We start from the raw sequence: 26,696 nt of genomic DNA, 5'->3' as shown, positions 1-26,696 counted from the left end.
TCTCAGCATGAGCAAAGTCGTCATCGTCGCCACGCTCGACACCAAGGGCCCGGAGGTTGCGTACCTCCGGGACCGCATTCACGCGCTCGGGCTCGAGACTCTAGTCGTCGACTCCGGAATCCTCGGTGAGCCACTCGGTATCGAGCCTGACGTGACGCACGCTCAGCTGGCCGAACGCGGGGGGATGACGCTTGCCACGCTGCAGAACTCAGGCTCACGCGGCAAGGCCGTCGAGATGATGCGCATCCTCGTGACCGACGTCATTCGCGAACGGTTCGCGGCGGGCGAGATCATCGGCGGCATCAGCGTCGGCGGCGTCGGCGCTGTGATGGGGGCTGCGGCGATCCAGACTCTGCCGGTCGGAGTTCCGAAGATCGTCGTTGCACCAACCGCATCCGGCCGGCACGAATTCGGCCCCTACGTGGGCACAACGGATGTCATGGTTGTTCACTCTGTGGTCGACATCCTCGGCCTCAACCCCATAGCGACGACGGTGTTCGACAATGTGGCGGCCGCCATGGCCGGCATGCTCGCCAACGGGCATCCTCTCGGCCCGCCCGAGCCAGGGCGTCGATATGTCGCGGCCACAATGCTCGGCAATACGACAACCGCCGTCGGCGCGCTGAAAGACCGTCTCACAGAGTTCGGCTACGAGACCGTCGTGTTTCATTCAAGCGGCGTGGGAGGCCCCGCGATGGAAGAGCTGGCTGCCCACGGACATTTCGTTGGCGTCGTCGATTACACGACAAATGAGATTACCGATCCGCTCACGGGCGGCATTCACGACGGCGGGCCCAATCGCCTGCGCCGCGTCGGCGAGAGCGGGCTCCCTCAGGTCGTGCTCCCCGGATGCATCGACTTCTCGGTGTTCGCTCCCCAAGCGATTCCCGAACGCCTTCGCGGCCGCGTGATGTACGACCACAATCCGGAGTACACGCTGGTGCAGACGAACCACGACGAGAAGAAACAGCTCGGCCGCATCTTCGCCGAGCGGCTGAATGCCTCAACCGGCCCCACGCATGTCATCATGCCGACCGGTGGACTGTCCTTACCCAGCACACCCGACGGCCCATTCTGGGATCCGCGTGGCGATGCGCTCTTCCTCGCCGAGGTTCGCGAACACCTGCGCCCCGACATCCCCATCGATGTCGTCGATCTGCATATCAACGATCCGAAGCTCGGCCAGAAGGCTGCCGAGCTCTTTGTATCCCTGATGCCTAAGGAGGCACCATGAACCCCCGTCCAGAGCGCGTGATCACCAAACTGACTTCGGGTGACGACGATTTCCGCGCAAAATTTCGGTCGTGGAATCACGCGTACCTCTCGTACGTCGACATCGAAGAGTACCTGAAGACGAAAGACACAATTCTCGTGCCGATGGCGAGCACAGAACAGCATGGTCCGCATCTGCCGCTGTACACCGACACGATCACCGCTACCGAGATCGCCGATCGGGTATCCGAGGCCATCGGCGTTCTGCACACGCCGCCGTTGTGGGCAGGGTACTCACCACAGCACATGTACGGCGCCGGCCAGGGCCGAGGCACCGTGACCCTGCGCGCGAGCACGCTGCTGAACCTGATGAACGATGTCGCTCGAAGCCTCATTCATCACGGGTTCAACCGCATCATCTTCATCAACGGCCATGGCTCGAACGTCAAAGTTGTCGATCCCGTGCTGCGTAAGCTCCGTTACGAGACCGGTGCGCTGATCTCGTTCGTCAAGCCATATATGGAGCGCTACACAGGAATCCTCGAAGGCCTCATGGAAAACCCACCAGAAGAAACACCCGGTTGGCACTCGAGTGAACTCGAGACGAGTCAGGATCTTGCGTGGAACCCCGACCTGGTGCGCATGGAGCGCGCCGTCGACACGCGTGCGCACACGCCGGCCTTCCTCCCGAAGGCGTTCAGCAAAGAGGACGGAATGCCCGACACGGATTTCGAGGGGTACCAGTACTTCACCTTCCCCATGGACCACCATGAGTTCGTCGAGAATGGCATCATCGGAAATCCATTGCGCGCGACGGCAGAAAAAGGCGAGGAAGCGTTCAGGCGCCTCTCGGAGCATGTGGCGCGAGGCGTACGTGAACTCGAAAAGGTACCCGTCGACGTACACACGCGTGAATTCACCGATCGCACGTTGTGAACCAGCGTGACTTATAGTGATTCCTGTGACAGATGACGCGACAATGACGGCAACCGAAACATCCGAGAGCCGCGTCGAGCGCGCCTACGAATGGCTTCTCGCCGAGATCACGGGATTTCGCGTGCGCGCCGGCTCCCCCCTGTCGGAGAACAAGGTTGCGGGCCAGCTCGGGATCAGTAGAACGCCGGTGCGCGAAGCTCTGCAGCGTCTCGAAAAAGAAGGACTGGTCAAACGGACCGACAACGCCAGGTTCACGGTCTCCCAGATCAATTCACGCGAAGTCAACGACGCGTGCGATCTGCTCGAAGTGCTCGATACCTATCTCTTTCGCAAAGCGTCGAGCAAACTCACCGACGATGACATCGCTGCTCTGCTGGCGAACGTGGCGCAGATGTCCCAGAGCGCACTGGAAGGCGATCGTGCAAAGTGGGCGGAGGCGGACACCGCGTTTCACCGACTCGTGAATACGGTGGCCGACAACCAGCTCGTGGCGAGCACGGTCAAAGAGGTTCGCCGGCGCATACAGCGTTTCTGGTTGCGGGCTGCCTCGATGGAGCACCGCCTCGAAACCTGTTCCGAGGAGCACCGGGTTCTGGCCGAGGCGATGATCGCCAAGGACTACGATGCGATCGGACCTGCGGTCGTCGAACACATCGAGCACATGCGCACGAGCATGCTCGACATGCTGGCGAGCGCGGCTCTGCTCTTTGGCGACGAGCAGTAGAGGGCTACGAGACTCCCAGGTATTTGCTTTGCACAGCCTTGTCGGATGCGACCTCGTGCGCAGAGAGGTCGGCCGTGATGTGACCGTTGACCATGATGAGAATGCGATCGCAGAGCTCTGTCGCAAACCGCAGGTTCTGCTCGACAAGCAGCACCGATTGCCCCTCACTCACCAGGTCGCGGAAGACGGTGGCGAGATTGTCGACGACGGCCGGCGCGAGACCCTCAGATGGCTCATCCATGATGATCAGGCGCGGGTTGGACAGCAACGCCCTGGCGATCGCGAGCATCTGCTGCTCACCGCCGGAGAGGTCGGCCCCTCCGCTTTTCCTGCGCTCGGCGAGTCGAGGAAAGAGATCGTAGACAGATTCCACGTTCCAGCGCCCGTTCTTTGAGCCTCCCACCATTGTGAGGTGTTCATGAACGCTCAGCGACGGAAAGATTCGCCTCCCTTGTGGCACGTAGGCGATACCCGCTCGATTGATGTGATAGGGCTGCCTGCGGAGGACAGAAACGCCGTCGAACTCCACAGTGCCGCTCTGAGCCGGGATGAAGCCTGCGATGGTGTTCACAAGAGTGGATTTCCCCATACCGTTTCTTCCGAGCATCCCGACCGGCTCGCTGCCCATCTCGAACGAGACGTCTTGAAGCACGTGCACGCGACCGTACGAGACATTCAGATCGGAAACTTTGAGGAGAACGTCAGATGCCTGACCGACATTCTCCTGATCACGCTGCGTTGTCAACGGAACCTCCCAAATAGATCTCGCGAACACGTTCACTCGATCGGATATCTTCTGGCGTACCTTCGAGGATCTTTTCACCGTCATGCATGACGATGACTCGAGACGCAACGGCGAGAGCGATGTCCATGTCGTGTTCGATCAGAAGCAGGCTGATCTCTTCCGGAATGTCGCGCAAGAGCGTCACGAGGTGTTGACGCTCAACCGGCGAGAATCCCGCGGCAGGCTCATCGAGCATCAGAAGCTTGGGTTGAAGCGACAGCGCCATGGCGAGCTCAAGCTGGCGTTGTTCACCGTGCGAGAGGTCAGCGACAACGGCCGCACCTTTCCCACTCAGGCCGACACGCTCGAGAAGTTGGCTGACGCGCTCCCACCGCGCAGAACTGTAACGGGCAGGGCGCAATGACCTCCCGCGAAACTCGCTCCGCCCCAGTGCGACGAAAACATTCTCGGCTGCCGTCAGCTGTTCGAAGAGGCGGGAGGTCTGGAAGGTTCTGGCCAGCCCCCGGCCAGCGCGCTTCGCCGTCGAAAGGTGCGTCAGATTCTCCCCAAAGAGCTCGATGCGACCGCTGCTGACCGGGAAGACACCCGCAATCAGATTGAAGACCGTCGATTTTCCCGCACCGTTGGTGCCGATCATGCTGATCCGCTCACCGCGGGCGACCTCGAGACTTACATCTCGAACGGCGCGCACTCCGCCAAAGCTTTTGGAGACCGCGTCGACTTTCAGCGCGATGTCATCGTCTCGCATTCTCGGTCCTTTCCGGTCAGGGCTGGCGGGCACACCGTCTGCTTGCGCATCGGCGTGCCCGCCGGCGTTGGCTATTGCAGGTCGTCGCAGGAGGAGAAGCGCTCGTACGACTTCGTACTCTCCTGCGTCACGCCCTTCGTCTCACTCACGTTCTTGACTGTGAGCGTGCCGTCATCGCCCGCGACGACTTCAACGATGAAGTTGTCGACGATCGCTTGGTTGTTCTCGTCGACAGTGATCTCCCCGGTTGGACCCATCCATTTCGTTGCGCTCAGTGCATCGCGGAAGGCACTCTGGTTGTCTCCGAGGTCACCCTCTGTCGTTTCGATGGCATTCAGGATCGGCATGACGGAGTTGTAATACAGCATCGAGAAGATCGTCGGTGCATCAAACTCGGCATTCGGCTGGGCAGCGTACGCTTCATTGAATTTCGCCCATTCAGGGTTGTCATAACCTGCGCCGGGAACCGGGCTCCCGCTAATCATTCCCTCTGCAGCGACGGCGATGTCTGCCTTTGCGCCAAGAGCCGTTGTGTCAACGGCGATACTTCCGCCGACGAGAGGCACGTCAAGGCCGGCACTGACAGCCTGCGAGAGGAAGCCTGCCGCATCTGCACCACCGAGACCCGCATACACGGCATCCGTGTTTTCAGGAATCTTGGTCAGCACGGTTGCGTAGTCCGTGGTTCCGAGAGGCACCCAGGACGCGCCGGTGATGGTGCCCCCGGCTGCACAGTATTCCGAGAAGAACCCACCCGCGTTGTCGTACGGGAAGGAGTAGTCATCTGCCAGGAGATAGATGTTCTTGTAGCCGAGCTCGTTGAACGCATAGTCCCCGACCCCTCCCATCCACATCGCAGCGTCGCCATGGAATCGGTAGAAGTTCTCGGCCCCGAGCAATGTCATCGATACGGGGCTGGCCGCACCGTTGACAAAAGTCACCTCGGGAACCGTCGTTGCGTACTGCGCGATCGTCTCCCCCGCGTCACCGGAGAGCGGGCCGAGCTCAATGTCGACAGCCTCGTTCTCGACGAGCTTCTTGACTTTGCTCTGGGCCGATCCCGGCGTCCCGTCGGTTCCTTCGTAGATGAATTTCACAGTGACGTCGCCAACCGTCCCCCCGTTCATATCTCCGTCGAAGTTCGACATCGCCGCGCCGATTGCGGCCTTTGTTTCGTCCATGCCGAAGGCATAGGTGCCGGTGTCTGTCGTGAGCACACCGATCGTGATTTCCTTGTTCCCGCTGTCTCCCCCACCGCCACCGGACGAACATCCGGTGACGAGGAGTAGCGTTGACGCGCTGAGGGCGGCAGCCGCCAGCAGGCCATTTCTCTTCGTGAGCTTCATTGCTGCTTTCCTTTCGAGAGTGCACGATCCGCCGAAGGCTCGGTCGGGGTTCCTTGCCGCAAGGTCTTGTCGGAAGAACGTGGCTTTGTGGTTCGCATTCGATCCGAGACGCGCCGCAGCTGGTGCCCAACGCCCGCGAGACCCGCGGGCGCGAGGTACAGCACGGCGATGAACACGAGGCCGGTGAGGGTCATGTGCCGGTCGGTGAAATCCTGGGCGAAGTTGTCGAGGAAAACGAAGACGATCCCGCCGATGAACGCGCCGCCAAGCGAGCCAATCCCACCGACGACAGCGACGACCAGAATGTCGAGGGTGAATGGGAGATCGACGATGTCGGGCGTTGCCTGACTTCGATCGAGAACCAGAACGATTCCACCGACCGAGGCGATGAAGGCTGCGAATGTGATGCCCGCGATGCGGTAGCGGTTGACGTTGTAGCCCAGAGCGCTCATGCGCTCTGGGCTATCGCGAATGCCCTGGAGCGCCAGCCCGAAGGGTGTCGACACGACGAATCGACACAGGAGATAGCAGCCGATAGCCAGCGCGAGAGCGAAATAGTAGAAGGTTTGCAGGTTACTCAAATCCAGCAGGCCCCAGTCGGGCCGCGGCACGGGGGCCAGTCCGCGCCGAGCATTTGTCACCTCAATGGCCTGCGCGGCCCACGAGTAGAACACCTGCCCGAGGGCGAGGGTGATCATCAGGAAGTAGATCGCCTTCGTTCGAGCCGCGATCAGCGCCGTGAGGAACCCCGCGAGGGTTCCGGTCGCGAGCCCAATCAGAATCGCGCTGAACATCGGAAGCCCAAGTTGCACCGTCGCGTAGGCAACACCGTACGACGAAATGCCGGCGATGGTCATCTGAGCGAGCGAGAGCAGCCCGACGTAGCGGTTGAGAAAGACAAGGCTCATCGCGATCGTCCCGAGCCACAACGTCTTGATGCCAACGTTTGGAAGCCAGAAACGCGGGCGATCGACCAGGTACGGGAAGGCAATGGCAACGATCACAAGCAGCAGGCTGAAGATGAGCGCATATCGCCGCAAGAACGGTACGCGTGACTTGTGATTCAGCACAGGAGTCTGGCTCATGCCGTCCTCCCCAGAATTCCCTGCGGTCTGAAGGCGAGAACCACGACCATCAGAGCGAACGTCAGCACGAGCGCGTAGGTCGGCGCGAGAACGAGTGTGTACTGCGACACAAGCCCGACCAGCACGGCTCCGACCGCCGCGCCCGGAATGCTCCCCATTCCGCCGACGATGACGACCACGAGAGAGTACAGCAGGTACGTACCGTCTTGGCCTGGCTGCAACGGAAACAGCGTGCCGCCGACCACCCCCGCGAATCCGGCAAGGGCCGAGCCGAGAAAGAAGATGACGGTGAACACGACGCGCACGTTGACCCCGGTTGCGGAAGCCATCTGACTGTCGTCTACTCCTGCGCGCACGCGAGATCCGAAACGTGTCCGAGAGATAAACAGAGTCAGGGCGACACCGACGACAATCGCGATGCCGAGAACGAGAAGACGGATGAGCGGGTACTGGCCGATAAAGGGCACGTCGACGCCCTGCTGGACATTGGCTTCGATTGGAACCTGAGTCGCGAGTCCGCCGAAGGACGCCATCATCAGGTCGGTGCCGATAATCGCGACGCCAAGCGTGATCAGGGCAACTCGCATGTCGTCGTGCTGGAAACGGCGGATGAGTCCGTGATAGATGAGCAGTCCGAGAAACCCGACGGCAATGGCTCCACCGAGTGCCCCGATAATCCAATTGCCCGTTGCAGTCGCGATGACGTAGCCGAGATACCCGCCCAGCAAAAAGCTCGTGCCATGAGCGAGCGTGATGACGCGCATCAGGCCAAAGATCAGGGTCAGACCGCTCGCGACAAGGAAATACACACCGGCGAGCGTCAGCCCGTTCAACGTGACCAGCAGAACCTGCTCCATCTCGCCCTGTCCTCACTCCAGTGTGCTTTGGACCATACAGAGCTGGACACCTATTTGTATCCAACCATGTATACAACTAACTATCTGTACCCTAAAGGCACCCACAGGCGGTGTCAACCAGTGACGCCGCGAAAGGCGCAGGAGAGGGAGGAACCTTGGACCGAGCCGGGCGAGAATCCGTCAGAGGGCGCGCCGAGCAGGTCGACCTCAATCTGGTTGGTGACAGGAGTCGATACGGGGAAGGCTGTGAACCATCGCAGCCAAGCTCTTAATCTTCGGTGCTCACCGCAAACCTGAAGCCGTTGTGATCTCGTACGAACTCTCTGCACAACGACTGCCGATGATCGAAGAGATCGACATCGCGCAGCTCGTGCGCGACCGCAATGACGCCGGCGAACCGCAGCCACTGAGCCAGGTGGCTGAGAAGCTCGGACTCGATCCGACCGCCTATCGGTGAGGGCCAGGCGCCTCGCCCTCACGAGCCTTTCCGGTTTCGAGGACGATATCTATGGTGTGCCTGCCCATGCAACGAAGAAGATGGACCTGGAAAAAACGCGCAGCGCCACGCAAGCACATCCGGAATATCACTCGAAGTGCGACGCCGCCTCACGCGCGTCGAACACCACGTCGTCGAGGTTGTCGCCCACCGCGTTGATGTGCCCGATCTTGCGCCCCGGACGCGGCTGCTTGCCATAGTTGTGCACCTTGACGGTTGGATGCTTCGCGAGCGCCTGCGGGTAGCGATCGGCCACCGAGCCCTCGGCTGGACCCCCGAGAATGTTGATCATCACCGACACGTCGTCACGCAGCCCCGTCGCGCCGAGCGGCAGGTCGAGCACCGCGCGCAGGTGCTGTTCGAACTGGCTCGTCGTCGAGCCGTCCTGCGTCCAGTGACCCGAGTTGTGCGGGCGCATCGCGAGCTCATTCACGAGCAGGCGATCGTCTGTCGTCTCGAAGAGCTCAACGGCGAACACACCGGTGACGCCGAGCCCTTCGGCAATGTCGACGGCGATCTGCGCGGCGACCTCGGCCACACGACCTGCCGAACCTGGCGCCGGGGCGAAGACCTCAGCGCACACGCCGTTCTTCTGCACCGTCTCGACGACGGGCCAGACGGCGAGCGGGCCAGACGGGCGCCTCGCCGTGAGCTGCGCGAGCTCGCGGCGAAAGTCGACGAGCTCCTCGACGAGAAGCGCTCCCCCGCGGCCGTCTTCGTTCAGCGCCGTGAACCAGTCGCTCACCTCGTGCGCCGTCGACACCACGCGCACGCCCTTGCCGTCGTAGCCTCCGCGCGGCGTCTTCACGACGGCCGAGCCTCCGTGCTCGTCTATGAAGCTCTGCAGCTCGCTTTCTGTGCGTGCCGTGTTCCAGTCGGGAACCGGCAGGCCCAGCTCTGTGAGCTTCTCGCGCATGGCGATCTTGTCTTGCGCGTAGAGCAGCGCCTCGGGCCCGGGGTGCACCGCGGCACCAGAGTCGACAAGAGCGCGCAGCACGTTCTGAGGCACGTGCTCGTGATCGAAGGTGATCACGTCGACGCCCTTCGCAAATTCGAGCACCGTGTCGACATCGCGATAGTCGCCAACCCGCGTTGCGGCGAGCGACGCCGCCATGTTCTCCTGCTCGGCCAGCACGCGAATCTCGAGCCCCAGATTGATCGCGGGGGGAATCATCATGCGGGCAAGCTGACCTGCGCCAATGACACCGACTACGGGCATGCGTCGCTCCTATCGCCGTGAGGCTGTTTGAATTCTCAGTCGATAGCGAACCAGTGTCGCTAAACTGCTCACTCCTCTATCTTCTCGCATGAAGGACGGATGCATGACGAATCACCGTGCCGCCCGGCTCCGGCAGCTCGGCATGCAGGTGGTCCGCTTCGGACTGGTCGGCGCCGCGGGCTTCGCCGTCGACATCGTCGTCTTCAATGCGCTGCGCCTCACCGTTCTCTCCCCCGAGAGCATCGAGACGGGCCCACTCATTGCCAAGGTGATCTCGACGACGCTCGCGATCATCACCAACTGGGTGGGCAATCGCTTCTGGACGTTCGCCGACACGCGACAGGCAAACACGGTGCGCGAGGCGAGCGAGTTCTTCGCCGTGAGCATTGCCGGCATGGGGTTCGGCCTCGGCAGCCTGTGGGTGTCGCACTACGTTCTCGGCTTCACGAGCGTGCTCGCCGACAACATCTCCTCAAACGTGATCGGCCTCGCGCTCGGCGCCGTGTTTCGGTTTGCGCTGTACCGCTGGTGGGTGTTCTCACCGACGCGCGCTGCCGCGCAGCATCCGGTTCCCGCGTCTGCGGGCCCCGCACGTCAGAGAGCAGAGGTCTCGTCGCGCAGCACCGAACCCGCCGCGTAGCCCCCGTAGCCGAGCTGCCCCTGCGCGCGCTCGATGAGATCGTGCAGCACGTTCTGCACCTGGTTGGCGCCAGGCACGTCCTTGAGAACGAGCGGCTTGTCGACGCCAGACGTGAGCACGATGTCTCCTGAGCGCGACATCGCCTGCAGCGGGCCGCGTTTGACGGTGACGGTGTAGCCGCGCGAGTGCAGCAGCTCGTTGCGCGTGCGCACAAAGAACCCCTGCCGCACGATCACACGGCGCGTCGTGAGCGTGTACCGACGGTTGAGCCAGGTGAAGTACGGCAGCAGCACAAACAGAAGGATCGCCGCGATGCCGCCGAACAGAAAAGTGAGGTTGATCCACTGCTCCCGGAACGACCCGAAGAAGTACGAGACGACACCGACAACGCCGATCAGAAGGACAACGGGAAGAATCAGGATGCGGCCATGGCGATGCATGCGGGCGACGACGCGCTCAGAGGCGTGCTCTCCCGTGCGGTTGTCCATGGCGTCCATTGTGCCGCACAACCGCGTGTCTCCGCTGCCAGCACGCCGAGCGCCGCCCGCGAGCTCCACCCCGCTCCGCTCCGTGCTGAACACCTGCGTTCAGCCATTCGGAGATCGTCCCGGAGCGTGGGCATGTTGGGCCCAACACGCCGTTCAACGCTCAAGATCTCCGAATGGCTGCACCGGACTCTCCGTCCACAAGCATCAACGCCGCATCAAATATCCCCCGTTCGTCGAACTCACTCCACCCGATGCAACTCTCTCGCGAGGGTACTCACATGGACATTTCGGATTTTCTTCACCGACACGGAGAGATCGCCCGGAGTTCAACACTCCTTCGCCACGGAGCGTCTCGCCGCGACATCGCCGCTGCCGCGCAACATAACGAGATCACGCGCGTCATGTCGGGCTGGGTCGCCACGCCGAAAGCCGACGCCGAGCAGATTATCGCGGTTCGCTCAGGGGGCCGTCTCGGCTGCATCTCTGCGTTGCGACGCTGGGGTCTCTGGGGTGCAGACGACACGCGACCGCATCTGGCGATGCCGTTGCACGGTCGAAGTCTGCCCCGCTTCACCGTTCCCATTCGCGCGACGGCGGCTGTGCCGCATCCGCACTCGCCTCTCACAGTTGACACACGCCCCCGGCTCGGCGCACCAGTTCGGCATTGGTCTGCACACCCAGCTGATGAGGAGCTCGACTGGATCGTTGAACCTGTTGAGGCCATCCGCCACGTTCTGCAGTGCCAAGACATCGAGCACGCCGTAGCGTGCGTGGACTCTGCGCTGCATCATGACGCGATCAGCCTCACAGATTGGCTCACTATCGCGCACGACCTTCCGCCGTCACGCAGCGTGTGTCGAAACTTGGTCGATGCGCGGGCAGACTCCGGACTCGAGAGTCGCATCAGGGTGAGACTTGTGCGGCTGGGGCACCGAGTCGATGTGCAGGTTCCTCTACCCGGGGCAAGCGATCTCGACTTGCTCGTCGACGACCGCGTGGGTATAGATCTCGACGGAGACAGTTTTCATTCGACACCGGAGCAACGCAAGCGCGACCTCGCCAAAGGTCTCATCTCGATGAAACAGGGCATTCCCACTGTCAGGGCCGGCTATTCCCATGCGCTCAACAGTTGGGACATCGTGTATGAGGCACTCACCCGGTTGCTCACGCTCACAGCACCGCGCACAGGTGACGTTCGCCGGTGAGCACCGAGCGTTTACGCATTCGGAGACGCGCAAATTCGTACGGCGTGTCGTGCGCGACACGCCGTATGGAGAGCGGGACCTCCGAATGGTTGATCAGGTTCGCGGTGAGGAGTCGGCGACCGGGCGCAGGTGCGTGACGTCGCCAGCCGAGATGCTGCGCAGAACGGCCTCCCCCTCGGGTTGCACGAGGAGGCATCCGTCGGCGTCGAGCCCGCGAGCGACGCCGACAAGGTCGCCGTCGGGAAGCTGCACCTTCACCGCCTGTCCGAGGGTTTCGCACGCGGCGCTCACCTGCGAGACGAGGCCAGCCGCCCGCGCATCGCCGCCCGACGACACGAACGCCTCGTACAGCTCGCGCAGCTGCGTCAGGTAGAGCGACAGCACGGCGTCGACGCTGTAGGTGCGGCGGCACTCGATGGCGAGGGACGTCGCGGTATCCACAGGCAGCTGATCGCGCGTCATCGCCGTGTTGAGCCCCGCGCCGACGACGACGGCGAGCTCATCGCCCGCGACGAGCTCACTGAGGATGCCGCTGATTTTCCGCCCGCGCACGAGAACATCGTTCGGCCACTTCAGCGAGGCATCGGCCGCGCGCATGCCGGCGCCGGCCAACAGCATCTGCACGGTACGCGTCATGGCGAGCCCCGCCATGAGCGGAATCCACCCGAGACGATCGGCAGGCACGGCGGGGCGCAGCAGCACCGTCGTGGCGAGGCTCGACCCCGGAGGGGTCGTCCACACGCGATCGAGGCGGCCTCGTCCCGATGTCTGCGCGTCCGTTGCCACGACAGAGAAGTCCGGCACGGCCGGATCGGCGGCTCGCGCGGCACCTTCGGCATTTGTCGAACCGGCTTCATCGAGCCACGTGATGTGCGACGTGACGTCGAGACTAGAGGAGAGATCGGGGGCGGTCATGCTTACAGAATATGGCGCGGGGCGGCGGCGAGCAGCATCCGAATGTGTCGATAACCACCAACACAACCGAAACGGCTTGTCAGAACCCTCCAAGGGCATCACGGTGGGTTGCCAAGATAGAGTGAACGTCGTGACTCCAGACGACAGCTCGAACGAGCCCGATATCACTACGACGGCCGGAAAGCTCGCCGATCTCAAACTCCGCTATCACGAGGCCGTGACGGCGTCAGGCGAAGCCGCCATCATCAAGCAGCACGCCAAGGGCAAGATGACGGCCCGGGAGCGCATTGAGAAGCTGCTCGACCACGGAAGTTTCGTCGAGCTCGACGAGTTTGTGCGCCACCGCACCTACGCCTTCGGCATGGACGCCAAGCGGCCGTACGGCGATTCCGTCGTCACGGGAACCGGCACGATCGGCGGCCGGCAGGTGGCCGTCTATGCGCAGGACTTCACGATCTTCGGCGGTTCGCTCGGCGAGGTGGCCGGCGAGAAGATCATCAAGGTGATGGACCATGCCATGAAGTGCGGTGTTCCCCTCATCGGCATCCTCGACTCGGGCGGAGCCCGCATTCAAGAGGGCGTCGTCGCCCTCGGCAAGTACGGTGAGATCTTCCGTCGCAACACAGCGGCATCCGGCGTGATTCCGCAGATCTCCATCGTGATGGGCCCGGCGGCCGGCGGTGCCGTGTACTCCCCGGCGCTCACCGATTTCGTGATCATGGTCGACAAGACGAGCCAGATGTTCGTCACGGGGCCCGACGTCATCAAGACGGTGACGGGCGAAGACGTCGGCATGGAAGAGCTCGGCGGCGCCCTCACGCACAACACCCGCTCCGGTGTCGCCCACTACCTCGCCAGCGACGAGGACGACGCACTCGACTACGCGCGCACCCTGATCGGGTATCTCCCCGACAACAACCTCACTGACCCGCCCTCGTACTCCTCGGAGTTCGACTTTGAGACGACGGATGCTGATCAGAAGCTCAACACGATCATTCCCGACTCCCCCAACCAGCCGTACGACATCGTCTCGGTGATCGAGCACCTCGTCGACGACGAAGAGTTTCTCGAGGTTCAGCCGCTGTTCGCGCCGAACATCGTCATCGGCTTCGCGCGCATTGAAGGCACAAGCGTCGGCATCATCGCCAACCAGCCGAACGCCATGGCCGGCACCCTCAACATCGAGGCGGGCGAGAAGGCGTCGCGCTTCGTACGCTTCTGCGATGCGTTCTCGATTCCGATTCTCACACTCGTCGACGTTCCCGGCTACCTGCCCGGAACCGACCAGGAGTGGACGGGCGTCATCCGCCGCGGCGCGAAGCTGCTGTACGCCTACGCCGAAGCGACGGTGCCGCTCGTCACCGTGATTCTGCGCAAGGCCTACGGCGGCGCGTACATCGTGATGGGCTCCAAGCAGCTCGGCGCCGACATCAACCTCGCGTGGCCCACAGCCGAGATCGCCGTGATGGGCGGGCAGGGCGCCGTCAACATCCTCTACCGCAACGAGATCAAGAAAGCCGAAGAGAACGGCGAAGACATCGCGGCGGTTCGCACCCGCCTCGCGAACGAGTACACGTACAACGTCGCCAGTCCGTTCCTCGCCGCCGAGCGCGGCGAGCTCGACGGGGTGATCGAACCCGCGGCGACCCGTGTCTCGATCGCCAAGGCCTTCCGCTCGCTCAAGGGCAAGCGGTCGCAGACTCCGCCGAAAAAGCACGGAAACATTCCGCTGTGATGAACGCCGGACGACACGCCTCCCCCGTCACCGACGGCGAAGAAGCACACCCCGAAAGAGCGTTTCGTTTTGTGCGCGGCAACCCGACAGAAGACGAGGTCGCCGCGGTCAGCGCCGTGATCGCCACAGCCGTCGCTGAGGCGCGCGAGTCTGGTCTCGCCGATGGCGAGGCGATCCCGAGCGAGTGGTCGCGCTCACAGCGGCCCATTCGACACCCTCTGACGCCGGGTCCCGGACGGTGGCGCAACTTTACGGCATAATGTCTCGTGCGCTCTCGGAGCCTCACGGCTTGCGAGAGTGGGGGACCTTGTCCCCTAAAGTGCCGACTAGCGTCGGACGCCCATCCCCACAAGAATAGTAATTGCTAGGTGGCACTCTATGAGTTTCACCATGAGCCGGTTATCCACCTAGGGAATGGATTTCCGGTTTGGGGGCGGATGAGAACGATATTCGGGTTGTCGTTGTCATCCGGGGCTTGAGGGGGACCGGAATTAGGGAGCCGGTCCCCCTTTTTCCATGCCGGCGGATGCTGTCAGCGTCGCTCGCTTCGCGGAATCTCCAGCCACACGTCGACGTCGTCTTCCGTGTCGCCGGCGGCTTGTCGGCATTCTCTCCCCTCTGCCGATACATTTGTGATGTTGGATTGACTCACAGAGGAGCAGAGAGATCGAAGCATCGCAAAATACACTTCTCGGGTTCGCAGTACTTCGCGCGAACTACAACGCAAACGCCCGCACATACTTAGAAGGATTTCAGCCTTTCATTCTCTCAATACTCGCTGAATCGTCACTACCTCATCTTGAGCGAAGTGCAATTTCAGACGCGATCCACCAGAGCTTCGGAATTAGCATCCCGACGCTGGTCGTGCGCAATTTACTTCGCTTGATGAGGAAACAAGGTCTAACGGAGAACATCGGGAATGAAGTCGTTAGAATCACTGACAAAGGTATGGCCTCCGCCCCGGCACTTCAGCAACAGGTTATACAGTACAATCAACGACAAACCGAGTTAGTCTCCTCGTTCGAGAAGTTCGTCAACGAGCGATTTCCAGAACAGGCGGGCCAATTATTAGCCGCTCCGTCGACTACGTTAGCTAGCTATTTCGAGCTACACGCCGCCCCCCTATTAAATCAGGCGCTGCGCGGACAATCTAGTTCACGTGCCCCAAACCCAGGGGCGGACTTTATTATCGCTTCGTTCGTGACCTATCTCTCTTCGAACGATCAGTCTCGGTTCGGGTATGTGGTGGAAGCTGCAAAGGGCGCTATGTTGTCAGCAGTCTTACTTCTGGACACGTCGAGTCTCTCAAATTCATTGAGGGATCTAACACTTGTTCTCGATACGCCAGTCCTGATGGACGCTCTTGGATTCCACGGCAAGCTTGCGCAGGCTGCTACAGCCCAGTTGATATCTCTGGCACTGGATCAGGCGGCGGAGGTAACGACTTTTGACCACAGCGTAAGCGAGCTGAACGGAGTACTCGAGCATGTCAGCCAAGCTCTTCGCAATGGAAGTCGAAGCCGTTCAACTTCCTTGGGATACCTTCACTTCGTTGATATCGGTGCAACTCCAGCAGACATCGCGCTTTTACAAGGTCGGCTCGATGCACGTCTCAACGAAGCACGCATCCAGGTGGTCTCTCGCCCCGACGGTTACTACCAGTACGGTCTCGACGAAGGAAGACTCGAAGACATCATTCAATCCAAAGTCCACTATTTTCAAGACGCAGCCAGAGTAAACGATGTCGTCTCGCTATCTTCGACGCACCGACTCCGCAAGGGACGTCGAAGCAAAGAGCTAGAACATTGCAGAGCAATACTTGTTACCTCCAACACTGGTCTCGTGAGCGGCGCAATCGAATTTGAAAAGGCTAGCTCGAATTTTCCGTTGGCAATAACGACAGACGCCGCCGCCAGCGTCTTGTGGGTGCGTAGCCCTGCTACAGCGCCAGACGCGCCTCGGGAGATGCTTCTGGCCGCGGCCTATGCGGGAATGCAGCCTACCGCAGCTGTGTGGACCAAATATTTGGAAGAAATCGAAACTCTCGAGTCCAATGAAACGGTTAGCGCTGACGAAGCTCTGATACTCAGAACAAGCCGAACAAGCCGACAGTCGCTCATGGAGGAGTCACTTGGTCAGACCGAGGCCATTACATCTGAGTCCCCACTCGCTGCCCTTGATCGGATACGAATGGAAGCTACTGCGCCGTTTGAGAAGCAGATCCGCGAGTTGAAAGAACGAACAACTGAAGCAGTAGCAGTTGCAGACGGAGCGTCCGCAGCTTGGCTCGAACATTTGGAAGCAAGAACGAGCGCCGAGAAAGAGCTCAATACAGTTAAGAGTTCAGAAGCCGCGCTCGCGGCCGAAATATCAATGATACGTTCAGACGAGCAGTCGAAGCTGATTAATATACGGGCGCGATCAAAGGCAGTTGCCCACCAATGGCGGTGGGCCATTTTGGTGACCGTCCGATGCCTCAGTATTCTGCTGATACTAGGTGCTGTGATTTTGTTTCTCGCTTTGCCCGACCCTGCGGGTCACACGGGAGCCCTAATCGTTGGTCTTGTAGGGTTCGCCAGCTTGCTTATCCCGCTTATTCCTCGCCGATTGAGGTACGCAGACACCTTGGAGAGCGCTCTAGCCCGCTGGATCGAGAGACGGCGGCTCGTTAGCCTTGGATACGATCCGGCTCGCGAGATGAATTGATTACCTTTCCACGACACGACGGCGATCTATATTCACCCGAGTGACGCTGTACTCCTCGTCTCCGCGAACTACATGAGCAATTACCGACGCGTGAAGCGGATGCTGTCAGCGTCGCTCGCTTCGCGGAATCTCCAGCCACACGTCGACGTCGTCTTCCGTGTCGCCGCTTCCGGGCTGCGGAGTGCTCACGCCAACGATCGTCACGGCGGCGTCCGACCGCACCGGAGCTGTGCGCACGATGAGCCGCTCCGTTTCTGCGGCGTCGATCGCCTCGGCGACGCGAGCGAGCACCCGGTGCTGCTCTGCGGCATCCAGATCATCGATCGTTCCCTCGTCGAGCAGCTGCACGATGATGCCACGGCGACGGGCGGCGAGCGCGGCGTCGCGAACGCGGTCGTTCACGAGGGCGCGACCGCGAATGTCGTCACGCAGCCGCGCTTCGAGAAGGCGCGCCTGATTTCGCTCGGCATCCGTCAGTCGACCGTTCGCAAGCACCACGTCACGCAGCATGGGGCCGGCGATGCGGCTCGCCGTCTCGAGGCGCTCACGGCGCTCTGATCGGTGCGCGTGCTGCGCTGCCTCCCAGCGCACGGCCTCGCGCTCCGCATCCATCAGCTGCGCGGCGCCAGCCTCGGCCTTCTGCAGCGCGCCGGTCATCACGTAGGCGAGAACCACCCACGCAACGGCGCCCGTCACGCCGATCTGCGCCGAGCCGACGAAGCCGCACCAGACAACCGAGTAGATGACCAGAAACAGCGTTCCCGCCGCGGCCATCATCTTGTGGCCGCGCACCATGATGATCGTGAGAAGCGTGCCCTCGGCGTTTGTGTGCCATGTGGCATAACCGTTGTCTGCCGTCGCGTCGAGCTGGCTCGTGACGAGCAGGGTAATGACGACGGTGCACGAGAACGCGAGCGCGGCTGCCCATGTGGGCAGCCCACGGCCACCAAAGGGCCAGAGCACAAGCACCGTTGTCGCGCTATACACGCACAGGGCGACGACGACGGGCGCTGGATGCGTCGGCACACCCATCGTCAGCACGCCGCGCGCGATGTGGTACACCGAGAACACGGCGGCAAGGGCGATGAGGCTTGACCGCGGGATGCTGTTCACGCCCTCGCCTCCTCTGCAGACCAGCGCAGCACGACGACAGCGCCAGCGCCCGGAGCCGAGCGCACCTGCGCATCGCCACCGACCGCCGTCATGCGCTCGACGATCGACACGCGAACGCCGAGGCGGTCAGTGGGAACGGCGGCGGGATCGAAGCCGACGCCGTCGTCGATCACCTCGATCGTCGCCGTCGTGCGAGTGTTGGAGACGACGACGCGGCGGCTCACCTGGGCGGCTGCCCCCGCGCCTGCCGGGCCCCCAGCATGTTCTGCGCTGTTGACCATCGCCTGCACCGCAGCGAGCCCCATGGCGTTGGCGACCCCCTGCGGAACAACGGCTCCAGCCGCTGCCGTGCTTTCTACCTGAAAATCGTGCTCCATCATCTGGGCAGCGATGCGCAGGCGTCCGCCCATCTCTTTGAGCGTCACAGATGACTCGTCTTCTGCCGGGTCGAAGCCCGCCTCGCGCAGCTCCGTCAAGGCGTGCTGCGCGATCTGCACGGCGGCGCGCTCCGCTTCAGCGCCCGACGCGCGCTCGGCCGCCTGCAGCGCGGCAAGCACGTTGTCGTGCACGAGGGCGTCGACCTCGACGCGTTCCGCCTCGATGGCATGGGCACGAACGGCGCGGTCGTAGCGCACGAGCGCGGCGTCGCGCGCAGCATCCACTCGTCGCGCTGTCTGCCGAAACATCACGACGAGCACGACGATCACCATGCCGAAGATCGCGCCGTACAGGGCGTCAAGAATGCCCACGTCGATGTTGCGGAAGCCGAATGGCCCAATCGAGCGAACGAGTCCGAACAGAATCGGCACGCCGATCGTGTACGCGACGGCCCACACGATGGGAAAGGCGATTGCCGCACACGCCGTCGCGACGGTGAGCAGGTACCAGATCCACGGCTCCCCCGGCTGCCCGCCGAGCTGAAATCCGGTGGACGAGGGCCAGACGACGAGAGCGCCGATGTAGACGACGGCGAAGACCCCGGCTGCGGTGCGCAATCCGCGCCGCAGCAGTCCCGTGACCACGACGACCACGAGGGGAACAAAGGTGAGAACGAGAAGAACGATGCCCGCGTCGACGCTGCCGCCCACAGCGAGCTGCACCGAGCGAGGCGTCGGCAGCTCGGGTGCCATCATCGCGAACACGAGCGCCTGCGCGCCGAACACGAGCACGGCGATGACAAGCACGAGCGAGATCATGTTCTCGACGCGCGTGCTCGTGAAGACCCGCGAGCGGCGGCGCCCGGCCTCGAACGACGCGAGCACAGGCGGTTTGCTGTCGCTACCCGGCATCCGATCCGCCCGGGTTGAGCTCGGGGAGGATGCCGTCTTCGACGGCGCGGCGCAGCAGGTCGACCTTCGTCGGTGCCGGGCGTCCCACCTCGATGTACTTCTTGCGGATGCGGTCGAGATGCTGCTTCACTGTTGACGGCGCAACGCCGAGCTCTGTGGCCACCTGCTTCATCGGCAGCCCCGACGCATAGAGGTGGAGCACGTCGCGCTCGCGCCGACCGAGCTGCACCGACGCGAACTCAGAATCTGCCTCGATCGCGCTTGCCCACTCGAGGTTGTTGAGCACCCCACCCGAGGCGACTTGCTCGATCGACCCGATGACCACGTCGGTGGGAGACGACTTCGGAATCACACCGGCCGCCCCCGCGGCGAGCGCCTGCCGCACGAGCGCCACCCGGTCGGCGATGCTGTGGATGAGCACGGCCGCGCCCGTCGCCTGCACGCGCGTGACGTTTGTCGTGACGTCGCTGCCGTCACCGAGAGACAGGTCGAGAACGGCGATGTCGACGGGAGCCTCACCCCCCGGGGTGTCGCTCACGGCCGAAAGATAGTCGTCGACGCTCGACACGCTGAAGGCGACGGTATGCCCCGCACCCGTGCACGCTGCCTGAAGTCCCAGCCGCACGGACTCGTGATCGTCGATGATCGCCACACTCACCATGGGACTCATCGTATCGGCAAACCACAGCAACCTTGCGGACGTCGGTCAGCTTTCGTCAGGCGCGCACAAACGACGCGACGGCCTCCACGTGGTGGGTGTGCGGAAAAAGGTCGAAGGCCCGCAGGCTGGTGAGCTCGTATCCGGATGCTGCAAAGGCGCCGGCGTCGCGGGCGAGAGCCACGGGATCGCACGCGACGTACACGATCTGAGCCGGTTCGAGTTGGGCGAGCTGCGCGGTGACCTGCGTGCCCGCGCCCGCGCGCGGCGGGTCGAGCACGACTGTCGCGTCGCGAAAAGCGCGACGTTCGACGGGCGAGAGCCGCGTCAGCAGATTGGTGAGATACCGGTCGACGCGCGCCGTCTCGGCCTCAATGTTGCCCGCAATCAGGTTGCGCCGAGCATGACGCGTTGCACCGGCATCCGCTTCAACGCTTGTCATGCGCACGGTGTCGCCGAATCGATCCTGCACCGCCGCGGCAAGCAGCCCGACGCCGCCGTACAGGTCGAGGTTGTCGGCACGCGGCTCGAAGAGCGCACCGTCGATGGCGCGCTGCACGGCCTCGGTCAGGGTTGCCGCAGCGCCGCGGTGCACCTGCCAGAAGCCGCCCGCGTCAACGGCGAACCCTCGGTCACCCACCCGCTCGATGACGGTGCCCGCCGCCGCCAGATCGTCGGGGCCGACGCAGAGCAGAGCATCCGAGCCGCTCGGGTCGATGAGATCGATGGATGCTGCGCCCTCGACGAGCGCGTCGAGTTCGACCAGCTCTGCCAGACGCGGCGTCGCCAGCGGAAGCGACGTGACGGGAACCACCCGATGCGATCGCGCGGCGTAGGGGCCCATTCGACCGTTCTCGTCAACGTGCAGCCGCACGCGCGTGCGCCAGCCGCGGCCTCCCGCCTCGTCATCACCCGCAATCGCCTCCACGGTGAACGCGGGAGCGGGCCCTCCGGCGAACTTCTCGAACGCCTCGCTCAGCACCCGGTGCTTGAGCGTGCGCTGGTGCTCGAGGGCGATGTGCCCAAACTCGGCGCCGCCGGCACGCTCTGTGGGGTCGCGGTCGACGGAGGCCTCGGCCCAGACGTGGTCGCGTCGATGCTCCGACGGCTCGAGAACGGCGACGGTCTCAGCACGCCAGAACGACTTCTTGCGCGCATCCGACACGCGCGCGAGCACCTTCTCGCCTGGGATCGCATCGCTCACGAAGACAACGCGGCCCTCGTGGCGGGCGACGAAGATTCCTCCGTGCGCTACGTTAGAAATGTCGAGCTCGATGGGCTGTTCCGGCGCAGACGTTGGCATGCTTTCGAGCATGTCACACCCCGCGCCCGCCCGAGAGGACCACATGCCCATCTTTCACCTGGCGTCGACGTCACCCGCCCGCCGCATGCTGCTGGCGCAGGCAGGAATCAACGCGCACGCCTTCGCGCCCGACGTCGACGAGCATGCCGCGGTCGAGAGCGCGGAGCGCGAAGCCGGCGTTCCCCTGACTCCGTCGCAGACCGTTGATCTGCTTGCGCGGGCCAAGGCGGAGGCCGGCGCGCGCCTGCTTCGGCAGCGAGGCGAGACGAGCGGCCTGGTGTTCGGCGGCGACTCCGTGTTCGTTCTCGATGGCACGATCTATGGCAAACCGCACACGCCGGAGGAGGCGCGGCGGCGCTGGCTGCTGCAGCGCGGGCGCACGGGAACGCTGTTCTCTGGGCACTGCCTGATCGACCTGGCAGCGAATGCCGACGCACGCAGCGTCTCGGCATCCGATGTCTCGTTCGCCTCCGACATGACAGACGGCGAGATCGACGCCTACATCGCGAGCGGCGAGCCGCTGAGCGTCGCCGGCGCGTTCACCATCGACAGCCTCGGGTCGGCGTTCGTCGATTCCGTGAGCGGCGACCCGTCAACGGTCGTCGGGCTCTCGATTCCGGCGCTGCGTCGGCTGGTGCGCGAACTCGGATTCGAGTGGACGCACCTCTGGCAGCCGGCGCCCGCGCGAGCGGAATGACGGTGGGCTGGCGTGGCGTCCTCACGCGCGCCCCCACGATCGCCACCCGCCCAATGACACGCGCGGGCGTTCGCGCGACAGCATCCGGTCGGCCGTGTGTTTGTGCAGCATATCCACCGTTTCTGCTGCATTTTTGTTGAGGTCGCCCAATTTTGCGGGCCGCTGTCGGTTTAGGCTTGGGAACTGTGCCACGAATAACGAAGGTTCTGATCGCCAATCGCGGCGAGATCGCTGTCCGCATCATTCGCGCTGCTCGTGACTCGGGCCGGTCATCGGTCGCGGTGTACGCCGACCAGGATCGCGACGCCCTGCACGTCAAGCTCGCTGACGAGGCGTACGCCCTCGACGGCACGACGAGCGCCGACACGTACCTCGTGATCGACAAGCTCCTCTCGGTGGCCCGCCGGTCGGGCGCCGACGCCGTGCACCCCGGCTACGGGTTTCTCGCCGAGAACGCCGACTTCGCGCGCGCCGTCATCGACGCCGGCCTCGTCTGGGTCGGCCCCTCCCCCGAGGCGATTGAGCAGCTGGGCGATAAAGTCACCGCACGCCACGTCGCCGAGAAGGTGGGCGCACCACTCGCACCGGGAACGCTCAACCCCGTCGAAAACGCAGACGAGGTGCTCGAGTTCGTCGACGAACACGGGCTGCCCGTCGCCATCAAGGCGGCCTTCGGCGGAGGCGGCCGCGGGCTGAAAGTCGCGCGCACTCGCGACGAGGTAGCCGAGCAGTTCGAGTCGGCGACGCGCGAGGCCGTTGCCGCGTTCGGTCGCGGCGAGTGCTTCGTCGAGAAGTACCTCGACAAACCGCGTCACGTCGAGACCCAGTGCCTCGCGGATGCCGAGGGCACCGTCGCCATCATCTCCACGCGCGACTGCTCTCTGCAGCGCCGCCACCAGAAGCTCGTCGAAGAGGCGCCAGCGCCCTTTCTCACCGATGCGCAGATCACCCAGCTGTACGAGTCGTCGAAGGCGATCCTCGCCGAGGTCGGCTACGTCGGTGCGGGAACCTGCGAGTTCCTCATCGGCACGGATGGCACAGTGTCGTTCCTCGAGGTGAATACGCGACTCCAGGTGGAGCACCCCGTGTCCGAAGAAGTCACGGGCATCGACCTGGTGCGCGAGCAGTTCCGCATCGCCGAGGGGGGCACGATCGATTACGCCGACCCCGTGGCATCCGGTCATTCGTTCGAGTTTCGCATCAACGGCGAAGACCCGGGGCGTAACTTCTTGCCGCAGCCCGGCCCCATTCACGAGTTCCGCACGTTCGGCGGCCCCGGCATCCGCCTCGACTCGGGCGTCACAACGGGCGATGAGATCTCGGGAGCGTTCGACTCGCTGCTCGGCAAGCTGATCGTCACAGGCAACACCCGTGCCGAGGCACTGGAGCGCTCGCGTCGTGCCCTCGAGGAGTTCGAGGTGACCGGCATGCCGACGGTGCTGCCGTTCCACCGCAAGATCGTGAACGACCCGGCATTCACGGCCGAGGACGGCACGTTCGGCGTGTACACACGGTGGATCGAGACGGAGTTCGACAACGACATCGAGCCGTGGGACGGCGAGCTGGGCGACCCGAAGCCCCTCGATGAACGGCACAGCGTCGTCGTCGAGGTGTCGGGCAAACGCCTTGAGGTGAGCCTGCCCTCGCGCATTCTCCCAACGGATGCCGGTTCGCACCGGGTTGCTCCCGCCGCACCGAAGCGCGGAGGCCACGCTCGCGCGACCGCCACGTCGAGCAGCAATGACATTGCCGCGCCGATGCAGGCGACAATCGTGAAGCTCGTCGCTGAGGAGGGGCAGAAGGTCGTCAAGGGCGACCTGCTGCTTGTGCTCGAGGCGATGAAGATGGAGCAGCCGATCGCGGCACCCCGTGATGGCGTCGTCGCTGACATCAATGCCCCGGTGGGGCAGACCGTCTCGTCTGGTCATCGCCTGCTCTCGATCGCGGACGTGTAGCCGACTGAGCCAGAAGGGAATCGGGGAGCCTCACGTTTGAGGCTCCCCGATTCCCTTCTGTAGCATCTCAATATCCGTCCACATGGTGTTCGCGTCGAACGTTATTCACACGCGAGCGCCGTCGGCCGCTGCTGTGCGCGAATCAAGCGATGATCGCGGTATGAACAGAGCCGAGGCCAACGAGATACTTATCCGCCATGCCGATTTCACCGCGAGCGGCCGTTCGCACAACCACCTCGTTCGAGCGGTGCGAGATGGCGAACTTGTGCGGATCGCCCCTGGCGTCTATGTTTCGGCCGACACGTGGACGTCGTCCTACCCAGATGCGCGCCACAAACTGCGTGTTTTCGCGCAACTGCCTCGACTCGGCGATGTTGTTTACTCGCACCACTCGGCCGCGTCCATCCACAAGAGCACGCTTCTCGGCTCTTGGCCTGATCGCGTGTGTGTCACAGTTCCACCGACAGGCAGTAAAAAGGGCGGTCGCTCATCGGGGGCGGTGACGCGCAAGATGGCTAAGCTCAGCGCCGACGACGTCGTCACGATCGACGGTGTCACGGTAACGTCGCTTGCCCGCACGGCTGCGGATCTTGCCCTCATGCTTCCATTTACAGAGCGCGTCGCAATGTTTGATGCTCTACGGAATCGACGTCATCCGATGCTCACACTCGCCGAGCTGACGGCATCTCTCGAGTCGCAGTCGAAACGGCCCGGCTACTGGCGAGCGCTGCAGGCCCTTGCATTTTCGACGGATCTATCCGACTCCGTGCAGGAGTCACGCAGCCGCGTGCTCATTCACGAGCTCGGATTCCCGCCGCCAGAACTCCAGTGCACGCTGACGTGCGACGGCAAGACGTACCGAGCAGACTTCTGGTGGAAAAGATATCGTCACTGGGCGGAGTTCGATGGCAAGGGAAAGTACCTCTCGCCCGAGTATCAGAACGGGCGTTCAGCCAATGAGATCGTCATGGCTGAGAAGCGCCGTGAAGACGCGATCAGGCGCAATGTCGACGCATTCTCTCGCTGGGAGAAGCGCGATCTCGACGACCCTCAGCGTCTGTACCGCATCCTGTCATCGAAGGGGCTCCCCAGCGAAGGGCAACGTCTACTTCCCGAATGACGAGTTCTGTTGGGGCAGGCACGTCACACCAACGTGCAGCACGCCGCGATGCGAGGTGCGCCCGCGTCAGAGCACGATGTGCATTGCCCGCGCAGCATCCGAAATGGAGCCCGTAAGCGACGGGTAGACCGTATAGGCGCTCGCTACCTCATCAACGGTAAGCCGGTGCTCGACAGCAAGCGCAAGCGGGAAGATCAGCTCGGATGCTCGCGGCGCAACAATCACCCCGCCGATCACCGTTCCCGATCCCTGACGCGCAAACAGCTTGACGAAACCGTCGCGCACGCCGATCATCTTTGCGCGTGGGTTGGCCGACAACGGCAGCTTGTAGATCGTGCCCTGCGCGATTCCCTCTTCGATTTCGCGCTGGCTCCAGCCCACCGTGGCGATCTCGGGCTGCGTGAAGATGTTGGAGGTGACGTTGCGCACCTCGATCGGATTGACGACGTCGCCCATCGCGTGGAAGACGGCGGTGCGCCCCGACATCGATGCGACCGAGGCAAGCGGAATCTCTGCCGTGCAGTCCCCGACCGCGTAGATGTTTGGAATCGACGTGCGCGACACACGGTTGACACGAATGTGCCCCGACTCCGTGAGCTGCACGCCCGCCTCTGTGAGACCGATGTTCTCGGTGTTGGGCACCGAGCCGACGGCGACGAGGCAGTGGCTGCCCTCAACGGTGCGTCCGTCTGTGAGCGTCGCGATCACACCGTTCTCTGTGCGCTCCACCTTCTCGGCGCGCGACTTGTTGAGCACGTTCATGCCGTCGCGCTTGAACACGCGCTCGATCACGTTCGCTGCGTCGATGTCTTCGCCAGGCAGAACCCGGTCGCGGCTCGAGATCAGCGTCACCTTCGCACCGAGCACGCAGTAGGCTGACGCAAATTCGGCGCCGGTCACACCGGAGCCAACGACGATGAGATGCTCAGGGATGCTGTCGAGTTCGTACAGCTGCGTCCACGTGAGGATTCTCTCCCCGTCTGGCTTCGCCGTGGGAAGCTCTCGCGGCGATGCGCCGACTGAGACGACGATCGTGTCGGCCTCGACCTGGTCGAAGTCTGTACCGCCAGGCCCCGTCGAGACGATCACCGAGTTGTCGCCCTCAAGTCGCCCCTCGCCCTGCACGATGCGCACTCCGGCGTGCACGAGGTTCGCACGCATATCTTCAGACTGCTGCCGCGCCAACGACGTCAGCCGCTTATTCACCGCAGACAGGTTCACCGTGACCTCGGGCCGGATCGGCTTGCCCGTCGTGTCGTGGCGGGCAAAGAACTGCACGCCCAGATCTGAGGCACCGCTGATCGACTTCGCCGCCTCGGCCGTCGCGATCAGCCCCTTCGACGGCACGACATCGGTGATCACCGCGGACCCGCCGACTCCCGCCCTCTCGATCAGCGTAACCTCGGCCCCGAGCTGTGCGCCCGAAAGTGCTGCCTCATACCCGCCGGGGCCCCCGCCAACAACAGCGATCCGTTGCTTGCGTTCAAACTCATACGCCATATGC

Annotated in this window: 25 protein-coding genes; 12 read left to right on the top strand and 13 right to left on the bottom strand. The window is 63.2% G+C overall.

Annotation, left to right across the window (positions count from 1 at the left end):
- The first annotated feature begins 7 nt into the window (after window positions 1–7).
- From HCR84_RS05155 to HCR84_RS05145, 3 genes are read left to right on the top strand one after another with little or no spacing between them, the layout of a single operon-like run.
- Window positions 8–1,234, top strand: a complete 1,227-nt coding sequence (locus tag HCR84_RS05155; RefSeq protein WP_166983953.1) for a Tm-1-like ATP-binding domain-containing protein — start codon at window positions 8–10, stop codon at window positions 1,232–1,234.
- Entirely contained in the window at window positions 1,231–2,148 is a 918-nt protein-coding gene (locus HCR84_RS05150) for a creatininase family protein (protein WP_166983954.1), read from the top strand. Before HCR84_RS05155 ends, HCR84_RS05150 begins: the two co-directional genes overlap by 4 nt.
- A 43-nt stretch (window positions 2,149–2,191) precedes the next feature.
- On the top strand, window positions 2,192–2,872 hold the full coding sequence (locus tag HCR84_RS05145; protein WP_276511818.1) for a GntR family transcriptional regulator: 681 nt from the start codon (window positions 2,192–2,194) through the stop codon (window positions 2,870–2,872).
- 4 nt (window positions 2,873–2,876) lie between these two features.
- Here HCR84_RS05145 and HCR84_RS05140 read toward each other — a convergent pair whose 3' ends face one another.
- From HCR84_RS05140 to HCR84_RS05120, 5 genes are all read right to left on the bottom strand, one after another.
- A complete protein-coding gene (locus HCR84_RS05140) occupies window positions 2,877–3,617 on the bottom strand; it encodes an ABC transporter ATP-binding protein (protein ID WP_218043616.1) in 741 nt (246 codons plus the stop codon).
- Complete coding sequence (locus HCR84_RS05135) at window positions 3,601–4,365, bottom strand: ABC transporter ATP-binding protein (RefSeq protein WP_166983957.1); 765 nt, start codon at window positions 4,363–4,365, stop codon at window positions 3,601–3,603. The genes HCR84_RS05140 and HCR84_RS05135 overlap by 17 nt, the downstream gene beginning before the upstream one ends.
- Before the next feature lie 71 nt (window positions 4,366–4,436).
- Window positions 4,437–5,711, bottom strand: a complete 1,275-nt coding sequence (locus HCR84_RS05130) for an ABC transporter substrate-binding protein (protein WP_166983958.1) — start codon at window positions 5,709–5,711, stop codon at window positions 4,437–4,439.
- Window positions 5,708–6,796 carry a branched-chain amino acid ABC transporter permease gene (locus HCR84_RS05125; RefSeq protein WP_166983959.1) on the bottom strand — a complete coding sequence of 363 codons (1,089 nt, stop codon included), beginning with the start codon at window positions 6,794–6,796 and terminating at the stop codon, window positions 5,708–5,710. Before HCR84_RS05125 ends, HCR84_RS05130 begins: the two co-directional genes overlap by 4 nt.
- Window positions 6,793–7,653, bottom strand: a complete 861-nt coding sequence (locus HCR84_RS05120; protein ID WP_166983960.1) for a branched-chain amino acid ABC transporter permease — start codon at window positions 7,651–7,653, stop codon at window positions 6,793–6,795. The genes HCR84_RS05125 and HCR84_RS05120 overlap by 4 nt, the downstream gene beginning before the upstream one ends.
- 304 nt (window positions 7,654–7,957) lie before the next feature.
- On the opposite strand from HCR84_RS05120, the gene HCR84_RS05115 reads away from it, so the two are divergent.
- A complete protein-coding gene (locus HCR84_RS05115; protein ID WP_195706693.1) occupies window positions 7,958–8,110 on the top strand; it encodes a hypothetical protein in 153 nt (50 codons plus the stop codon).
- A gap of 127 nt (window positions 8,111–8,237) precedes the next feature.
- On the opposite strand, the gene HCR84_RS05110 is transcribed toward HCR84_RS05115, so the two are convergent.
- Window positions 8,238–9,368 (bottom strand): 5-(carboxyamino)imidazole ribonucleotide synthase, encoded by a 1,131-nt coding sequence (locus tag HCR84_RS05110; protein ID WP_166983961.1) that lies wholly within the window; start codon window positions 9,366–9,368, stop codon window positions 8,238–8,240.
- Window positions 9,369–9,471: 103 nt separating this feature from the next.
- On the opposite strand from HCR84_RS05110, the gene HCR84_RS05105 reads away from it, so the two are divergent.
- Entirely contained in the window at window positions 9,472–10,008 is a 537-nt protein-coding gene (locus HCR84_RS05105; protein ID WP_235940792.1) for a GtrA family protein, read from the top strand.
- On the opposite strand, the gene HCR84_RS05100 is transcribed toward HCR84_RS05105, so the two are convergent.
- Window positions 9,963–10,496, bottom strand: coding sequence for a PH domain-containing protein (locus HCR84_RS05100; RefSeq protein ID WP_166983962.1), 534 nt, complete (start codon window positions 10,494–10,496; stop codon window positions 9,963–9,965). The two genes, HCR84_RS05105 and HCR84_RS05100, sit on opposite strands and share 46 nt — an antisense overlap.
- Before the next feature lie 278 nt (window positions 10,497–10,774).
- Here HCR84_RS05100 and HCR84_RS05095 point away from each other — a divergent pair, with 278 nt between their 5' ends.
- Window positions 10,775–11,701, top strand: a complete 927-nt coding sequence (locus HCR84_RS05095) for a hypothetical protein (RefSeq protein ID WP_166983963.1) — start codon at window positions 10,775–10,777, stop codon at window positions 11,699–11,701.
- 93 nt (window positions 11,702–11,794) lie between these two features.
- Here HCR84_RS05095 and HCR84_RS05090 read toward each other — a convergent pair whose 3' ends face one another.
- Window positions 11,795–12,616: a biotin--[acetyl-CoA-carboxylase] ligase gene (locus HCR84_RS05090; RefSeq protein ID WP_166983964.1), complete on the bottom strand. Its 822-nt coding sequence runs from the start codon at window positions 12,614–12,616 to the stop codon at window positions 11,795–11,797.
- 130 nt (window positions 12,617–12,746) lie between these two features.
- On the opposite strand from HCR84_RS05090, the gene HCR84_RS05085 reads away from it, so the two are divergent.
- From HCR84_RS05085 to HCR84_RS05075, 3 genes are all read left to right on the top strand, one after another.
- A complete protein-coding gene (locus HCR84_RS05085) occupies window positions 12,747–14,351 on the top strand; it encodes an acyl-CoA carboxylase subunit beta (RefSeq protein WP_235940791.1) in 1,605 nt (534 codons plus the stop codon).
- Entirely contained in the window at window positions 14,351–14,611 is a 261-nt protein-coding gene (locus tag HCR84_RS05080) for an acyl-CoA carboxylase subunit epsilon (RefSeq protein WP_166984153.1), read from the top strand. Before HCR84_RS05085 ends, HCR84_RS05080 begins: the two co-directional genes overlap by 1 nt.
- Before the next feature lie 382 nt (window positions 14,612–14,993).
- Window positions 14,994–17,057, top strand: a complete 2,064-nt coding sequence (locus tag HCR84_RS05075) for a winged-helix domain-containing protein (RefSeq protein ID WP_166984154.1) — start codon at window positions 14,994–14,996, stop codon at window positions 17,055–17,057.
- Window positions 17,058–17,162: 105 nt separating this feature from the next.
- On the opposite strand, the gene HCR84_RS05070 is transcribed toward HCR84_RS05075, so the two are convergent.
- From HCR84_RS05070 to HCR84_RS05055, 4 genes are read right to left on the bottom strand one after another with little or no spacing between them, the layout of a single operon-like run.
- Window positions 17,163–18,170, bottom strand: a complete 1,008-nt coding sequence (locus HCR84_RS05070) for a DUF8320 family protein (RefSeq protein WP_166983966.1) — start codon at window positions 18,168–18,170, stop codon at window positions 17,163–17,165.
- The gene (locus tag HCR84_RS05065) at window positions 18,167–19,459 is read right to left on the bottom strand and encodes a sensor histidine kinase (protein WP_166983967.1); all 1,293 of its coding nucleotides are present in this window, start codon (window positions 19,457–19,459) and stop codon (window positions 18,167–18,169) included. Before HCR84_RS05065 ends, HCR84_RS05070 begins: the two co-directional genes overlap by 4 nt.
- Window positions 19,449–20,120 carry a response regulator transcription factor gene (locus HCR84_RS05060; RefSeq protein WP_166983968.1) on the bottom strand — a complete coding sequence of 224 codons (672 nt, stop codon included), beginning with the start codon at window positions 20,118–20,120 and terminating at the stop codon, window positions 19,449–19,451. Before HCR84_RS05060 ends, HCR84_RS05065 begins: the two co-directional genes overlap by 11 nt.
- A 55-nt stretch (window positions 20,121–20,175) precedes the next feature.
- Window positions 20,176–21,420: a class I SAM-dependent RNA methyltransferase gene (locus HCR84_RS05055; protein ID WP_166983969.1), complete on the bottom strand. Its 1,245-nt coding sequence runs from the start codon at window positions 21,418–21,420 to the stop codon at window positions 20,176–20,178.
- A gap of 10 nt (window positions 21,421–21,430) precedes the next feature.
- Here HCR84_RS05055 and HCR84_RS05050 point away from each other — a divergent pair, with 10 nt between their 5' ends.
- The 3 genes from HCR84_RS05050 to HCR84_RS05040 all read left to right on the top strand — a co-directional run bounded on the left by HCR84_RS05050 (window position 21,431) and on the right by HCR84_RS05040 (window position 25,192).
- Window positions 21,431–22,117, top strand: a complete 687-nt coding sequence (locus HCR84_RS05050) for a Maf family protein (RefSeq protein ID WP_244972568.1) — start codon at window positions 21,431–21,433, stop codon at window positions 22,115–22,117.
- A 185-nt stretch (window positions 22,118–22,302) separates the two neighbouring features.
- Window positions 22,303–24,072, top strand: a complete 1,770-nt coding sequence (locus HCR84_RS05045) for an acetyl/propionyl/methylcrotonyl-CoA carboxylase subunit alpha (RefSeq protein ID WP_166983970.1) — start codon at window positions 22,303–22,305, stop codon at window positions 24,070–24,072.
- Between the two features lie 160 nt (window positions 24,073–24,232).
- The gene (locus HCR84_RS05040; RefSeq protein WP_166983971.1) at window positions 24,233–25,192 is read left to right on the top strand and encodes a type IV toxin-antitoxin system AbiEi family antitoxin domain-containing protein; all 960 of its coding nucleotides are present in this window, start codon (window positions 24,233–24,235) and stop codon (window positions 25,190–25,192) included.
- A 66-nt stretch (window positions 25,193–25,258) separates the two neighbouring features.
- On the opposite strand, the gene HCR84_RS05035 is transcribed toward HCR84_RS05040, so the two are convergent.
- Window positions 25,259–26,692, bottom strand: a complete 1,434-nt coding sequence (locus tag HCR84_RS05035; RefSeq protein ID WP_166983972.1) for an NAD(P)H-quinone dehydrogenase — start codon at window positions 26,690–26,692, stop codon at window positions 25,259–25,261.
- Between the last annotated feature and the right edge of the window lie 4 nt (window positions 26,693–26,696).

It is taken from the genome of Paramicrobacterium fandaimingii, from assembly GCF_011751745.2.
Lineage (GTDB): Bacteria > Actinomycetota > Actinomycetes > Actinomycetales > Microbacteriaceae > Paramicrobacterium > Paramicrobacterium fandaimingii.
The sequence above is the reverse complement of the archived record's forward strand: the minus strand, read 5'-3'. Positions and strand labels throughout refer to the sequence as shown.

Coding starts and splice junctions, on each gene's coding strand:
- HCR84_RS05155 (WP_166983953.1), top strand. CDS start 8: ATGAGCAAAGTCGTCATCGTCGCCACGCTCGACACCAAGGGCCCGGAG.
- HCR84_RS05150 (WP_166983954.1), top strand. CDS start 1,231: ATGAACCCCCGTCCAGAGCGCGTGATCACCAAACTGACTTCGGGTGAC.
- HCR84_RS05145 (WP_276511818.1), top strand. CDS start 2,192: ATGACGGCAACCGAAACATCCGAGAGCCGCGTCGAGCGCGCCTACGAA.
- HCR84_RS05135 (WP_166983957.1), bottom strand. CDS start 4,365: ATGCGAGACGATGACATCGCGCTGAAAGTCGACGCGGTCTCCAAAAGC.
- HCR84_RS05130 (WP_166983958.1), bottom strand. CDS start 5,711: ATGAAGCTCACGAAGAGAAATGGCCTGCTGGCGGCTGCCGCCCTCAGC.
- HCR84_RS05125 (WP_166983959.1), bottom strand. CDS start 6,796: ATGAGCCAGACTCCTGTGCTGAATCACAAGTCACGCGTACCGTTCTTG.
- HCR84_RS05120 (WP_166983960.1), bottom strand. CDS start 7,653: ATGGAGCAGGTTCTGCTGGTCACGTTGAACGGGCTGACGCTCGCCGGT.
- HCR84_RS05110 (WP_166983961.1), bottom strand. CDS start 9,368: ATGCCCGTAGTCGGTGTCATTGGCGCAGGTCAGCTTGCCCGCATGATG.
- HCR84_RS05105 (WP_235940792.1), top strand. CDS start 9,472: ATGACGAATCACCGTGCCGCCCGGCTCCGGCAGCTCGGCATGCAGGTG.
- HCR84_RS05100 (WP_166983962.1), bottom strand. CDS start 10,496: ATGGACAACCGCACGGGAGAGCACGCCTCTGAGCGCGTCGTCGCCCGC.
- HCR84_RS05095 (WP_166983963.1), top strand. CDS start 10,775: ATGGACATTTCGGATTTTCTTCACCGACACGGAGAGATCGCCCGGAGT.
- HCR84_RS05090 (WP_166983964.1), bottom strand. CDS start 12,616: ATGACCGCCCCCGATCTCTCCTCTAGTCTCGACGTCACGTCGCACATC.
- HCR84_RS05080 (WP_166984153.1), top strand. CDS start 14,351: ATGAACGCCGGACGACACGCCTCCCCCGTCACCGACGGCGAAGAAGCA.
- HCR84_RS05065 (WP_166983967.1), bottom strand. CDS start 19,459: ATGCCGGGTAGCGACAGCAAACCGCCTGTGCTCGCGTCGTTCGAGGCC.
- HCR84_RS05060 (WP_166983968.1), bottom strand. CDS start 20,120: ATGGTGAGTGTGGCGATCATCGACGATCACGAGTCCGTGCGGCTGGGA.
- HCR84_RS05055 (WP_166983969.1), bottom strand. CDS start 21,420: ATGCCAACGTCTGCGCCGGAACAGCCCATCGAGCTCGACATTTCTAAC.
- HCR84_RS05050 (WP_244972568.1), top strand. CDS start 21,431: ATGTCACACCCCGCGCCCGCCCGAGAGGACCACATGCCCATCTTTCAC.
- HCR84_RS05040 (WP_166983971.1), top strand. CDS start 24,233: ATGAACAGAGCCGAGGCCAACGAGATACTTATCCGCCATGCCGATTTC.
- HCR84_RS05035 (WP_166983972.1), bottom strand. CDS start 26,692: ATGGCGTATGAGTTTGAACGCAAGCAACGGATCGCTGTTGTTGGCGGG.